Below are 13,011 nucleotides of genomic sequence, written 5' to 3' on the forward strand. Positions count from 1 at the left end.
ACGTGCTACCGCGTACCTGCGTCCACCAACGCCGCGACCTCAGCCGCGTTGTCGGGCGTCACGAATCCCGGTCCGGTCAGGATCGGAAGACCGCCGCCGGCAGTGTTCTGGTTGGTGGCCTGCAGGTGCATCAAGATGACCGGCAGGTAGCCCTGCAGGTACTGCTGCTGGTCGACGGTGAACGCGATGTCGCCGGCCTCGATGGCCGAAATGAGGTCACCCGACAGGTCGAAGCCGCCGATGATGAGCGTGCGGCCCGCGTCCGAAGCGGCATCCAATGCCCGCAGCGGGACATTCGGCCCGGTGCCGAGCACTCCGTCGATGCTGGAGTCCGCCGTCAGCAGCGCTGCGATGGTGGCCTGCTGCTCGTCCGGCGTGGCGTCGAGCCCGATGAACTCGGAGGTGACTTGGCCGTTGAACGTCTCGGCAAGGCCCTGGCAGCGCTCGTCGAGGCCGACGTTTGACTGCTCCTGGCGTGCGCACAGCACATGGCTCGCACCGAGTGCGTTGAACCGCTCACCGGCGCCGTTGCCTGCCACCACCTCGGTCTGGCCGATATGGGTGACACCGCCGAGATCCTTGTACTGGTTGACGCCAGAGTTCAGCGTGTACAGCGGAATGCCTGCTGCGACCACGGCGCGTGCCGCGGCCTCAAGACCAGTGGGGTCGGCGAGTGAGATGGCGATGCCGGCCGAACCGTCGGCGATGGCGCCTTCGATGGCCTGCGATTGCGCCTGCGCGTCGTTGTTGGCGCCGAAGTAGACGACTTCACAGCCGGTTGCCTCGGCGGCATCGCGCACGGCTACCTCCACGACAGACCAGAAAGTGCCGCTGTCGCCGTGGGTGATGACGTGATAGGTGTTGTCGCAGTCGCTCTGCGTCAGCATGACCTCGGTCGCGTCGGACGCAGCCTGCGTGGTCTCAGCCGCCGCTGGTTCCGTGGCGTCCGCGCTGTCGCTGGCGTCATCGCTGCTGCAAGCCGCAGCGAACAGCGCCATGACCGCGAGCAAGGCCAACAGTCTCAGGGATTTCCTCATATTGTGCTCCCTCCCAGGTGCATGAACTCATGTAGACGCCGAATCCTGAACCCCCCGGGGAGGATGTGGCGAATTGCCGCAGTCTTGCACGAATTCGAGACTCGTGGTGACCCGATCCCGCAACCGTTCCACTTCGGCAGGATCCGGGCCGTCGAGGGCAGCGTCCTGCTCGAGGACGTACCAGAGATCCGGACGCACCGTCTCGAGCGTCTCGATGAGGTCACCCAAGGGCACTGCCCCCTGTCCGAGCGGGGGGAACAGGCCGAGCTGGACGGCGATCATCAGGCTGATCTCGCCCCGATGAAGGCGAGCGGCCACAGCCGCGTCGACATCTTTGAGATGGACGAGGCCGATCCGCTCGGCATGGGTGTCGACGAGGGCCCGAGGGTCGCTGCCGCCGAGGGTGAGGTGGGCTGTGTCGAGCACCAGCTGCGTGGCGGTGTTCTCCAGCAGGAAACACGTCTCGGCGTCGTCCTGAATCAGCGCGCCGAAATGCGGGTGGAATGCATGGCTGAGCCCATGTGCCGTCGCGATCTTGTCGAGTTGCGAGAACGCCTCGACCATCTGGTTCCACTGCTGGGCAGAGAGCGGCGGCCGCTGCCAGTCGTCGTGATCGCTGATGGGGCAGCTGATGAACCAGGCAGCGCCGGCCTCGGCCATCTGTGCTGCGATCGCTTCCGCCCGATCCATCTCGACGCGAAGTCGTTCAGGGTCGTGCACAACGAGTGCGACGAACCCGCCGAGCAGCGAGAGCCCGTACCGGTCCAGCGTCGACGCGAGGGCGCTGCCGCCCGTCGGCAGGAATCCGAACGGACCCATTTCTGTGCGGGCGAAGCCGAAAGCCTCCATGTCGGAGAGCACTTCGTGGACAGTGAGCTGGTGACCCCACTGGGGCACCTCGCATACTCCCCACGTAATCGGCGCGGCGGCCAGCCGATCACGCAGTGACGTTCCCATCTTCATCTCCTTTGGAGTGCGATGAAAGAGTGCTCGCTGGGCTGATCCAAGTCAACCGTTCCACTCGACTCCACAGGCCGCGCGCTGAGATGCGCTCGCTGCGGAGGCGACACGGCCTGATCGCACATGCCCTAATCCAGACAGCGCTGCATGGTGCGGCCGTCGTCGACACGGCCTGTGAGGGGCTGCCTCCCGCCGGCGCCGATTCCTACGCCAGACAGCGCGGCATGGCGCCGCCGTTGTAGGCGACCATGTCCGTGATCGCCTGGGGGACGCCGGGAAACTCGTAGCCCTCAGGCGCGGCCTCGCGGTAGGCGACGTGGAGGTTGCCGGCGAGCCGCTCGGGGTCGGTGTAGCGGGCGTGGGCACCGAGGTCACTGGCCTGAGCCTGCTCCAGAGGCGAGCGTCCTGCGGCGATTCCTTCGGCCGCAGCGTCCTGCACGAATCGCAGGTATGAGCGCTGCTCGCCGAGTACTCGCGCGATGTCATCGCCGCCGAAGTGCGGGCCGTGGCCGGGCACGATGACGTCCGCCCCGTAGCTCTCGATGACATCGAGAGCGTCGAGTGTCCCCGACACCGATCCGAACAGCGCGAACGGCGTGCCTCCGTGGAAAATCAGGTCGCCGCAGAAGAGCACCCGGCAATCGGGCAGCCACGCCAGGATGTCGCCGTCGGTATGGGCAACGAAGCCCAAGTCAGACAGCTCGATGCGACGATCGCCGAGATGCAGCACTGTCGAGCCCTCGAAGGTCACGTCGGGGGCCCGGAACTGCAGGCTCCCCCAGTCAACGCCGGGAAAGACGGCGCTGTAGTCGGGGATGCCCGCCGCCACCATCACCTCACGGCACGCCGTATGGGAAACCACCGTGGCGTCGGCGAACAGGTAGTTGCCGTGTGTGTGATCGGCATGGTGGTGCGTGTTGACCAGGATCGTGACCGGGTTCGGCGTCACCGACGCGATCGCGTCGATGTAGGCACGCGTGCGTCGCTCGGTGGAGGTCGCGTCGATCGAGATGACGCTGTCGGTTCCGACGACGAAACCCATGTTGTTGATGAACCATGTGCCGTCGGGCTGCACGTAGCTGTACACGCCCGGTGCCACCTCGCTGAGCTGTGCCGCCTCGACGGCTGCGTGTGGTGCATGTCCCGACATGTACGCCCCCTGAGTCCCTCGAACAGGCTCCGCTACTACGGCGAAGCGTAGAACCCGTCGCCTACGCTGGGGGGCGCTTCAAACCGCGCCCGCGGGGACTCAAGGGAGCCACCATGAGCACGACTGCTGACATTGACAGTTCTTCGCCAGAGCGGGATTTCGACGTCTACAGCGACGAGTACATCCAAGGTGCCGCCGATGTCTGGGACGAACTGCGGCCGGAGTGCCCTGTCGCACACAGCAGCCACAATGGCGGACACTGGATGCCCACCACCTGGGACGACATCGCAGCAGTCGCCTACGACACCGAGAACTTCAGCTCCCGCGACATCGCCGTGGCGCCGACACCCGAAGGCGTCGGGCTGCTGACCGCCCCGCCGATCACCTCGGACCCGCCGTTCCACACCGACGCCCGTCGCCTGCTGCTTCCGTTCTTCGGGCCCACGGCCGTCGACGAGATGGTCGAGGTCACGCGCAGCATCGCCCGTGAGCGCCTCGATGCCATCGCAGCCGAGACCGGTGCGGATCGGGGCGATTCCGGGATCACCGACGCAGCCGACACCTATTCCAAGCACATCCCGGTCCGGGTGATCGCCCGCATCTTGGGGCTCCCGGAGTCCGACGAGCCGAAGTTCACGCGCTGGGCGGTCGACGTGCTGCAGTCCAAGGGCGACGAGTTCGACCGGCGGGCAGACGCTACCCGTGAAGTGCTCCACTATTTCGGCGAGCTCACCGAGCAACGGCGCCAGGAACGGGCCGACGATCTGCCCTCCAAGCTGCTCGACATGCGGCTGCCCAACGGCGACCCGCTGGCCAACCATCACATCACCGGCGCCAGCTTCCTGCTGCTGCTCGCGGGCATCGACACCACGTGGAGCTCGATCTCGGCCAGCTTGATGCACTTGGCCATGAACCCTGCGGACCGTGAGCGGCTCGTCGCCGAGCCCGAGCTCATTCCCACTGCTATCGAGGAGTTCTTGCGGGCCTATGCACCGGTCACGATGGCCCGGGTCACCGCCACCGACGATGCCGAGATCGGCGGCTGCCCGGTTGCCCACGGAGACAAGGTGCTGCTGCCTTTCGGCGCCGGCAACCGCGACCCTGCGAAGTTCGACCGTCCCGACGAGGTCATCATCGACCGTGCCGAGAATCGCCACTTCGCGTTCGGCTTGGGCATCCACCGGTGCCTGGGCTCGAACCTGGCCCGCATGGAACTGAAGGTCGCCATCGAGGAGTGGTTGGCCCGGTTCCCGAACTTCGAGCTGGCGACCAACGTCGGCCGCGGCGGCGTGGAATGGGGCGGCGTGCAGGTGCGGGGCCCCCGCAACCTGCAGATCCGCGTCGGCATCTGAGCCAGCGGCAAACGGCGCCGCCGTACGGCGCGTCACGCGAGGCGGCGATCTGCGTCGCCTTGCGTCACTCGCGTCCGAAGCGAGTCATCGAGCCGGGCGCAGCTTCTGCGCTCAGTCGGCGAACAGCCGACTGAGCGGGTACGCGAACCCAGAAAGCACTGGCGTTCCGTCGAGGCTGTCTACCTCAGTCAGCGTCTCGACTGCCTCGGCACCGGCACGGTGAACCTCGACAGTGCGCGACGCCGGGGACACCACCCACACCAGCACGACTCCGAAGCTCAGCCACATCCGCGCCTTGTCGTGCACCTCGGAGCGACGGTCCGATCGCGAGACCACCTCCACCACCAACTCCGGGACGGTCTCGGCGTAGCGATCGGTCACGCGGCCCTTCGGCAACCGGTCATAGGAGATGTAGGCAGCGTCGGGGGCGCGCACCGTGTCAGGGCCACGTTCGAGCAGCACCCCGAACTCGCCGAGAACGACGCCGAGGTCATGTGACTCAACGAAGTTGCCGACGTGAATGCCGAGCCGCATCGCAAGCTGGCCGTGCCTCAGTCCGGGTTGCGACATCTCGCAGAACACTCCCCGTATCAGCTCACCTCGCAGGCCCTCGCCGAGGCGCATGAACTCATCAGCCGTGAGCAACGTAGTTGGGGAGGATTGAACGACTGTCGTCATTTTATTTCATTGACTTTCAATGGTTCGGAGAACAGACGTGCCTTGCGAGCACGTTGGCGGCGGCGGACGGCGTGCTGCCCCGGCATTCTCGCACCATTGCATGCCGCCGAGAAACCGGATTCTCGACGAACGACGCTGGGGGCCTCGCACCGCCGCCGAGCGCGCCGCGGGATATGTGTGTCGCCGCGGCAACTTCGACCTGAGGCCGAACTCGGCGAGGCGTTGCTGCCAAAGCGTTCGGCGACGCCAGACACCGGCCTGCTGCGCAGGGAGATGCCGGCCGACTTGATCCGCTCAGTCGGCGAACAAGCGGCTGAGCGGGCAGCTGAAGCCGGGCAGCACGTCGGCACCGTCAAGCACATCTGTTTCGTTCAGCGTCTCGATCGGGTCGGTGCCGACGCGGTGAACCTCAACCGTGCGTGAGGCCGGGAACACCACCCAGACCAACTGCGCTCCGAAGCCCAGCCACATGCGCGCCTTGTCGTGGACAGCGGCATGCCGGTCGGACGGAGAGACAACCTCCACCACCAGCTCGGGGACTTCCTGGGCATAGCGATGTGTGACACTGCCCGCTGGTGAACGCGCGTATGAGGTGAACGCGACATCGGGAGCGCGTACCGTGTCAGGGTCCCGCTCGAGCTGCACACCCGACTCACCCACCACGGTGCCCGCACGCTCGGCCAGTGCATAAGCGACCAGCTCATGGGTCACCAACGCGGCGATCCGCCCGTGCTCCCTTCCTGGTGGCGCCATCTCGCAGAACACTCCCCGAATGAGTTCGCCGCGCTTCTCGTCGCCGAGCAGCAGCAGATCGGCGGCGGTCAGCAACGTAGTCGGAGAGGATTGAATCGCTGTTGTCATATTATTTTGAGCACTTTCATGATTTCAGGCACCACATGTGCCCTGCGAGTGCCACCGCGAAAGCGGACGGAGCACTGGCTCAGCATTCTCTCACCCCGCTCGGCCTCCGGCGAAACCGATTCTCGACGAACAGCCTGCACGTTGACCGCGGGCTCACTCGCCCAGCGCGTCCGACAGTTCCTCGGGCGTCATCATCACGTCGCGGGCCTTGGAGCCCTGCGAGGGGCCCACGACACCACGCTGCTCGAGCAGATCCATGAGCCGTCCGGCACGGGCGAAACCCACTTTCAGCTTGCGCTGCAGCATCGACGTCGAGCCGAGCTGGGTCTCGACCACGATCGCCATCGCCTGGCGCAGCAGCTCGTCGTCGTCGGCATCGCCTGTGGTGCCGCCCGGCAGGGTGCTGGCGCCATCAGAATCGGCAGTGCCCTCCACACCCTCGACATAGCTGACCTCTGGCGCCTGGCGGCGCCAGTGAGCCACCACGTGAGAAATCTCCGACTCGCTCACCCAGCTGCCCTGGATGCGGCGCGGGATGCTGGAGTTCGCCGACAGCAGCAACATGTCGCCTTGGCCGACCAGCCGCTCAGCGCCAGGCTGATCCAAGATCACCCGGCTGTCGGCCAGGCTCGACACTGCGAATGCCAGCCGGCTCGGAATATTGGCTTTGATCACGCCGGTGATGACGTTCACGCTCGGGCGCTGGGTCGCCACGACGAGGTGCACGCCGACCGCTCGGGCCATCTGCGCCAAGCGGGTGATGGACTCTTCGACATCGCGGGCCGCTACCATCATCAGGTCGTTCAGCTCGTCGACGACCACCACGATGAACGGCATCTGCTCATAGGGCTGATCGTTCCCGAGCAGCTCGCTCTCTTCGCTGTGCAGCGCTCCGTCGAGCACGGCGGCGTTGTAGCCGGTGACGTCGCGGAACCCGGCCTCGGACAGCACGTCGTAACGGCGCTCCATCTCCTTGACAGCCCACGCCAACGCATTGGCGGCCTTGCGCGGCTCGGTCACCACAGCAGTCAGCAGGTGCGGCAGCCTGTCGTACTGGCCGAGCTCCACCCGCTTGGGATCGACGAGGATCATGCGCACCTGTTCGGGCGTGGAACGCATGAGCAGCGACGTGATGATCGAGTTGATGCACGACGACTTGCCTGCGCCGGTAGCGCCGGCGATCAGCACATGGGGCATCGTGGCCAGGTTGAGCATGACCTCACGACCCGAGATGTCCTTGCCCATGGCGACTTCGAGCGGATGGGTGGCCTCGGCTGCCGCCTTGGCAGACAGGATGTCACCGAGCGCCACGAGGTGACGGTCGGAGTTGGGGACCTCGATGCCGATCGCCGATCGACCGGGGATCGGCGCGAGGATGCGCACATCGGCAGCCGCCATGGCATACGCGATGTCTTTGTGCAAGGCGGTGACACGAGACACCTTCACGCCCGGGCCCAGCTTCAGCTCGTAACGGGTGACCGTCGGGCCTGGCTCCCATCCGGTCACCTGCGTTTCCACGCCATGGCTCGCGAGCGCAGCCACCAAGGCCTCGGCACCTGCTGAGAGCATTGCCTTGTCGAACTGCTGGGCGCCGCTTCGCTTGAGCACAGTCTTTTTCGGCAGCTTCCAGCGGGGCCGCTGACTGCCGCTCGGGGCGCCCTTTGCAGCGGCGAGTGCCGTCGGCACCGGTGTCGGGACGCCATCGTCGGCCCGAGGCGCCACGAACTGCGGCGGCGACGGCTCGAAGACTGCTTCGTCGGAGACCGTCTCGCTGGAAGCAGTTGCATACGGGTCTGGGTCGGCCGGATCCAGACCTGGGATCGCTGCTCCCGCTTCGGCCGCCATCTCGGCGTCGTGAGAGTCGAGGTCGTACTGCTCTTCGCCGAACGAGGGCGGCTCCGGGTCCTCACCGACGCGCTGCAAGCTGCGGGCACCCTTCGACAGCGAGCCGCTCAGCACTCGTCCCAACGCAACCAGCCCGGTCCACATCCATCGCAAGATCTGCCCGAGACCGATGTTGGCCACGATCATCACGGCGAACAGCATCACCAGCAGCAGGACTGCCCACGTCGCCGGATCGTCGATGAGACGACGCAATGGCTCTGCGACGGCAGCGCCCAGCACTCCCCCGCTGCTTCGCAGGTCTTCCAACGACCCGAATCCGTCGGCGGAGCCCGACAGGTGCGCGGCCGCGGCGAATGCGATCGTGAGCAGGCTCAGCCCGAAAGCGGCACGGCCGCTGCGCTCCGAGGCGGTCATGCGGGCGAGCGCAACGCCGATCCAGACCAGCAGGATCGGCACCACAAAGCGGAACACCCCGACGAGCACCGCGAGCGCGCTCTCCAGGATGCGTCCCACGACGCCCGCCCGGTCGCCCAGCAGGCCCAATGCGCAGATCACGGCAAGTGCGAACAGCGACAGCGCCACGATCTCGCGCGATCGCCCGCTCAGTGCATTGCGAACCACGCGGGCAAACCCACTGCGAGCGTCGTTCGGCGTCGACGACTTCGACGCTTCGGTTGAGCCATTGGCTTCGGCAGCGCTGCGCGCACTCACCTCAGCGAGAGTACCGAGGCGGCGCAGTGTCTTCGGAGACCCAGTGAGTCCGTCGCTCAGCTGACTTCAGGGTCAGCCTCGCTGCGTAGCGTGCTGGCAGATTCGTCCTCGTGCTCAAGGCGGGCTCGCTCGGCAGTGGATGCCCGGTGCTGATTGCGGGCTGTCTGGATCGCAACCAGCACGAACATCACGATGGTGAACGGAATCGAATAGCGATTGATGAAATCGATGACCGAGCCAAGCGGCCCCGAGAACAGATCGGCGACCCACCACACCAGCGCCAAACGGGTGACCGTACCGGCCAAGTTCACCACCACGAACGGCAGCTGGCGCATCCGCGCGATTCCAGACAGCAAGCACATCGGATAGCCAGGAATGGCGAACAGCAGCAACCACCCCACACGGGGAAACCAGCGCTCGAGCCAGTCCATGGTCCGGATGATGCGGTTGCGGGGTCCCAGTTCGGCCGCCAGGTAGGCCTTGGCGTTGGGGCCGTAGTCATAGCCGAGCCGGTACAGGAACGGATCGGTGATGAACAGCCGGATCACGCCGATGGTCATGAATGCCCACAACGGGGCTTGGTGGGCCACGCCGAGCAGGATCGGGTCGGTCGCGTTGAGCGACAGCAACGCCAGCGGCGCGCGTGCGATGAGGGCTGCGAAGAAGATCTGCCCGGCGTAGGCCGCCAAGGCAAAGCCCACCGGCACCGCAGCCAGCAACTGCATCCTGCGACGGTCTGCGTCAGTGATCGCTAGGCCCGACGATGCCGGGTCGGCCTCGACAGCATCGGCCGTCGTTGATTCGTCCCGGCCGTCGTCAACCACCTCCGCCGAGGCTACGCACGCAAACGCTTGAGAAGAACTCAGTGCACAGCAAGTGCATCGGTTCAACGACCATCTGTCGGCTGATGGAGCTCGCGGCACGAAATGCGGCCCGGAACGTTCCTCACATGGGACATTCGACACCGGCACGATTCGATGCTCGGCTTGCGTTTCCCATCGCTAGTCCTCGGCTATCGCTTGGCTCGGTTACGAAACTGATATCGCGGTGGGGGTCTCGTCCACCGTGATCAGGCTGCGGGTTGTGCCCCTCGTGGCGTGGTCTCGGGTAGCGACTGCTGCAACGGGCGGTGCTTGGGTTTGCGTGAGGGTGCCGGGTTCGGTGGATGTGTGGTGCCTGGGGGGATGAGCCGAAAGCGTCTGTCCCGGATGGTGACCTGCCAGTTGTGGTCGTGGATGCGGTCGTGGCAGGACCAGCAGACGAGCACGAGGTTGTCGACGCGTGTCTTGCCGCCGCGTTTCCAGGGGAGGATGTGGTGGGCTTCGCAGTCGTCCGGCGGTGCTCCGCAGCCGATGCACGCTCCGTCGCGTGCGATGAGAGCGCGGCGTTGTCCTGCGGTAGGCGCCCGGCTGGCCGTCGTCTCGTACAGCGGGGTGAGTTTGTCGCCGAAGATCTCGATCCACACGTCGGAGTTGCAGGCGAGCCGCTCAACGGTGCTGGGCGGGACCGGGCCGATGCCGCAGATCTCGGCGACACACCAACAGATCTCGGCGATGCCGCTGCGCTGATCGGCACAAGCACCGAGGTCGGCGCGTACGATGATCTCCGCTGCGGGCGGTCTGCGCAAAGCCGTCGGCGGCGCTTCCGATCCAGTCGTAGCGGATTGCGGTGCAACCCCGGCTGGAGAGTGCGATGCGTCTGTGACGGTGGTGAGGAGCGCGTCGAGTGCGTCAGCCGTGCGCTGGTCAGTGGTACGCGCAGCAGTGTCGGCGGCTGCGGACCCCGCGTCGGCTTCGTGTAGGTGTTGGTGCTGGACCTGCCTGCGCCGGTCGGTTTGGCGGAGTTGCTCGGCGTGGCGGCGCAGCCGATTCTGGATGCGCGCACCCATCTCAGCATCGAACGAACCGCGCATCTGCACAGAGCCGTCGTCGCCGTTCCAGAACCGCACACTGCGATTGCGTCGGTTGCGGCGATGCTGCGCTGCCAGATCAGCAGTGTCTTGGTGCTGGGCCTCCCAGCGCTGCGCAGCGTGGGCGAACTCGTCAGCAGGCAGCGACTTGGCGAGCGCTATCAGCTCAGGATCGCCCTGCACCGCGTCGGGGCTGGTGCGACGAGCCGCTTGTACGAGCTTTGCGGCGTTCGCGAGGCTGATCTGTCCCTCTGCGACGGCATCGTGCGCGTCAGGAATCGAGGTCAACTCGGCGTCAATACGCACATTGCGCGCCGCCTCCGAACGCGACAGGCCGCTGTGCTCGCGCAGTAGACCAGCACCGCCATCGCCGTGGCGTTCACGTTGCGCAATCAGCGCGGCCGCCTTGGTCTCGAGCAACTCCACACGGATTCGCAGCCGTTTCGCAAGCCCGAGTGTGCGGCGCAGTTCCTCGGTGGAAGTCTGCTCGACACCATCGAGCGCAGCACCGAGGTCTTCAAGAACTTGCTCCAAACACGAGAACATACGTTCATTCTAACGAACGAACGTCGGACAGCGACATTCTCAGACCCGAATTTGGCGCCTTGGGACGGTTTTTGGTGGGTGTCAGGCCTGTGACCTGCGGTTTTGTGTTCTGCGGGGGTGTTTCGTGACGAAAATGTAGGGGCGACATATTGTCGTCTGTGACGCTGTTTGCGCGCTATGGTGTGGACATGTTCGTGAAGACGACCAGACGTCGCAGGGGCGACAAGACGTACGAGTACCTGTCGTTGGTGGAGTCGGTGCGCGACGGCGCGAAGACCCGTCATCGCACGCTGCTGCGCTTGGGCGAGGTCACCGCTTTGCGCCGCTCGGGCCGGCTGGACCGCATCGTCGCGGCGCTGGTGAAGCACCTGGACACCGAACGCGTCGACGCGGGATCGCTGGAAGCCGACGCGGCGCCGGCGGCGGGCGGCGTGGCTTGCGCGGCGGCTGTGTGGCAGCGTCTCGGGCTGGACGGCTGGTTCGCGGCCGCGGGCGCCGAGCGCGACGCCGGCCGATTGTCCGACGCGGTGTTCGCGATGGCCGCGAACCGTCTGGTCGCGCCGTGCTCCAAGCGCAGGCTGCCCGAGTGGGCCCGATCCGATGTGGTCATGCCCGAGAGCTGGCAGGCGCCGTCGCCGTGGCAGTACTACCGGGCCCTGGACGCAGTCGCCGATCTCAAAGAAGACACCGAGGAGTTCTTGTTCTCACGGCTGTGCGACCTGACCAGCATGGATCTGCGGTTCGTCTGCTACGACCTGACCTCGACGTATCTGGAGGGCGCGACCGCGCCTTCGGAGCGGTTCGAGTCCAAGGCGTTCGGCTATTCCCGTGACCGCCGTCCCGACCGGCCTCAGGTCGTGATCGGCTTGTTGTGCACCGGCGACGGAGTGCCGATCGCGCATCACGTGTTCGCCGGCAACACCGCCGATGCGTCCACCTTGCCCGACGTGCTCGCCGATCTCACCGCACGGTTCGCTGTGGGCCCGATCTGCGTGGTCGCGGACCGGGGCCTGATCTCCGCCGACAACGTCGCCGCGGTCGCAGAGGCCGGCTGCGATCACGTTTTGGCCACCCGCCTGCATCGCGACAAAGCCTGCCAAGAGGCCCTCGAGACCATCGACGACGACACCGAATGGGCCGACGTGCCCGGCTTGAGGTGCCGCGCTGCCGAAGCGATTCTCGCTGACGGCACCCGCGCGGTGATCGTGGAATCCGACGCCCGCATGCGACGCGACACCAAGCGCACCGCCGAGCTCGTCGCCCGCACCGAAACCGCGCTGCTCGCTCTCGAAGACAGGGTCAGAGCCGGCCGGCTCACCGATGCCGCGAAGATCGGACGCGCCGCTCAGCGCATCATCGGCCCAAGCGGCGTCGGGCGTCTGTTCGACCTCGAGATCAGCGACCGACGCTTCGTCTATCACTACGACGAAGACGCCCACGCCTACGAAAAGCTGCTCGCGGGCCGATACGTGCTCACCACCAGCCTCACCGCCCAGCAAGCCTCCGCCGAACGCGTGGTGGCCGCCTATCGGCAGCTCGCCGACGTCGAAGCCCGTTTCCGCACTCTCAAGGACTTCCTGCGGCTGCGCCCCATACGGCACTGGACCGAACAACGCGTCCGCGGCCACATCGCCGTGTGCGTCCACGCCGCCGTCGCCGAGACCCTCATCACACGCGACCTCCAAACCGCCGCAATCGAAGACCCCGACATAGCCGGCCAGCATCTCAGCGCCGCCCGCGCCTTGCGCGAGCTCGACCGCATCCGCGAAGTCCGCCTGCGCGCCGACAACCAACCCGTCACCGTCACCACCCGCCGAAGCCCGCTGCAGACAAAGATCCTCGCGGCCACCGACACCCCCACCCGCCACTGGGACAAAGCCCGCATCGGCTGACGCACCCCCCCTTCCGAGACGATGTAGTGGAAACACCGACCCGCCGCGCCCCCGCTGACCAGCACAAACA

10 protein-coding genes are annotated in these 13,011 nt (G+C 66.3%); 2 read left to right on the top strand and 8 right to left on the bottom strand.

The features are described 5' to 3' along the window. Window positions 1–5 precede the first annotated feature (5 nt). The 3 genes from ACOGJB_RS05215 to ACOGJB_RS05225 form a co-directional block, all read right to left on the bottom strand. Window positions 6–1,037: a substrate-binding domain-containing protein gene (locus tag ACOGJB_RS05215; RefSeq protein WP_419839752.1), complete on the bottom strand. Its 1,032-nt coding sequence runs from the start codon at window positions 1,035–1,037 to the stop codon at window positions 6–8. A gap of 27 nt (window positions 1,038–1,064) precedes the next feature. Beyond that, the gene (locus ACOGJB_RS05220) at window positions 1,065–1,994 is read right to left on the bottom strand and encodes a sugar phosphate isomerase/epimerase family protein (protein WP_419839753.1); all 930 of its coding nucleotides are present in this window, start codon (window positions 1,992–1,994) and stop codon (window positions 1,065–1,067) included. A gap of 208 nt (window positions 1,995–2,202) precedes the next feature. Beyond that, the gene (locus ACOGJB_RS05225) at window positions 2,203–3,147 is read right to left on the bottom strand and encodes an MBL fold metallo-hydrolase (protein WP_419839754.1); all 945 of its coding nucleotides are present in this window, start codon (window positions 3,145–3,147) and stop codon (window positions 2,203–2,205) included. A gap of 113 nt (window positions 3,148–3,260) precedes the next feature. Here ACOGJB_RS05225 and ACOGJB_RS05230 point away from each other — a divergent pair, with 113 nt between their 5' ends. Next, entirely contained in the window at window positions 3,261–4,499 is a 1,239-nt protein-coding gene (locus ACOGJB_RS05230) for a cytochrome P450 (protein ID WP_419839755.1), read from the top strand. A gap of 111 nt (window positions 4,500–4,610) precedes the next feature. On the opposite strand, the gene ACOGJB_RS05235 is transcribed toward ACOGJB_RS05230, so the two are convergent. From ACOGJB_RS05235 to ACOGJB_RS05255, 5 genes are all read right to left on the bottom strand, one after another. Beyond that, entirely contained in the window at window positions 4,611–5,144 is a 534-nt protein-coding gene (locus tag ACOGJB_RS05235) for a Uma2 family endonuclease (protein ID WP_419839756.1), read from the bottom strand. Window positions 5,145–5,471: 327 nt separating this feature from the next. Beyond that, a complete protein-coding gene (locus ACOGJB_RS05240; RefSeq protein WP_419839757.1) occupies window positions 5,472–6,038 on the bottom strand; it encodes a Uma2 family endonuclease in 567 nt (188 codons plus the stop codon). A gap of 153 nt (window positions 6,039–6,191) precedes the next feature. Continuing rightward, window positions 6,192–8,594: a DNA translocase FtsK 4TM domain-containing protein gene (locus ACOGJB_RS05245; protein ID WP_419839758.1), complete on the bottom strand. Its 2,403-nt coding sequence runs from the start codon at window positions 8,592–8,594 to the stop codon at window positions 6,192–6,194. Between the two features lie 56 nt (window positions 8,595–8,650). After that, the gene (locus tag ACOGJB_RS05250) at window positions 8,651–9,418 is read right to left on the bottom strand and encodes a hypothetical protein (protein ID WP_419839759.1); all 768 of its coding nucleotides are present in this window, start codon (window positions 9,416–9,418) and stop codon (window positions 8,651–8,653) included. A 245-nt stretch (window positions 9,419–9,663) separates the two neighbouring features. Further along, the gene (locus ACOGJB_RS05255) at window positions 9,664–11,049 is read right to left on the bottom strand and encodes an HNH endonuclease (RefSeq protein ID WP_419839760.1); all 1,386 of its coding nucleotides are present in this window, start codon (window positions 11,047–11,049) and stop codon (window positions 9,664–9,666) included. 188 nt (window positions 11,050–11,237) lie between these two features. Here ACOGJB_RS05255 and ACOGJB_RS05260 point away from each other — a divergent pair, with 188 nt between their 5' ends. Continuing rightward, the gene (locus tag ACOGJB_RS05260) at window positions 11,238–12,941 is read left to right on the top strand and encodes an IS1634 family transposase (protein WP_419837700.1); all 1,704 of its coding nucleotides are present in this window, start codon (window positions 11,238–11,240) and stop codon (window positions 12,939–12,941) included. The last annotated feature ends 70 nt before the right edge of the window (window positions 12,942–13,011 follow it).

Origin of the sequence: Candidatus Poriferisodalis sp. (assembly GCF_965208895.1) — a bacterium.
GTDB lineage: Bacteria > Actinomycetota > Acidimicrobiia > Acidimicrobiales > Poriferisodalaceae > Poriferisodalis.

Excerpts from the sequence above, each read along its gene's own strand:
- ACOGJB_RS05225 (WP_419839754.1), bottom strand. The coding sequence starts at position 3,147 with ATGTCGGGACATGCACCACACGCAGCCGTCGAGGCGGCACAGCTCAGC.
- ACOGJB_RS05260 (WP_419837700.1), top strand. The coding sequence starts at position 11,238 with ATGTTCGTGAAGACGACCAGACGTCGCAGGGGCGACAAGACGTACGAG.
- ACOGJB_RS05255 (WP_419839760.1), bottom strand. The coding sequence starts at position 11,049 with ATGTTCTCGTGTTTGGAGCAAGTTCTTGAAGACCTCGGTGCTGCGCTC.
- ACOGJB_RS05215 (WP_419839752.1), bottom strand. The coding sequence starts at position 1,037 with ATGAGGAAATCCCTGAGACTGTTGGCCTTGCTCGCGGTCATGGCGCTG.
- ACOGJB_RS05220 (WP_419839753.1), bottom strand. The coding sequence starts at position 1,994 with ATGGGAACGTCACTGCGTGATCGGCTGGCCGCCGCGCCGATTACGTGG.
- ACOGJB_RS05240 (WP_419839757.1), bottom strand. The coding sequence starts at position 6,038 with ATGACAACAGCGATTCAATCCTCTCCGACTACGTTGCTGACCGCCGCC.
- ACOGJB_RS05230 (WP_419839755.1), top strand. The coding sequence starts at position 3,261 with ATGAGCACGACTGCTGACATTGACAGTTCTTCGCCAGAGCGGGATTTC.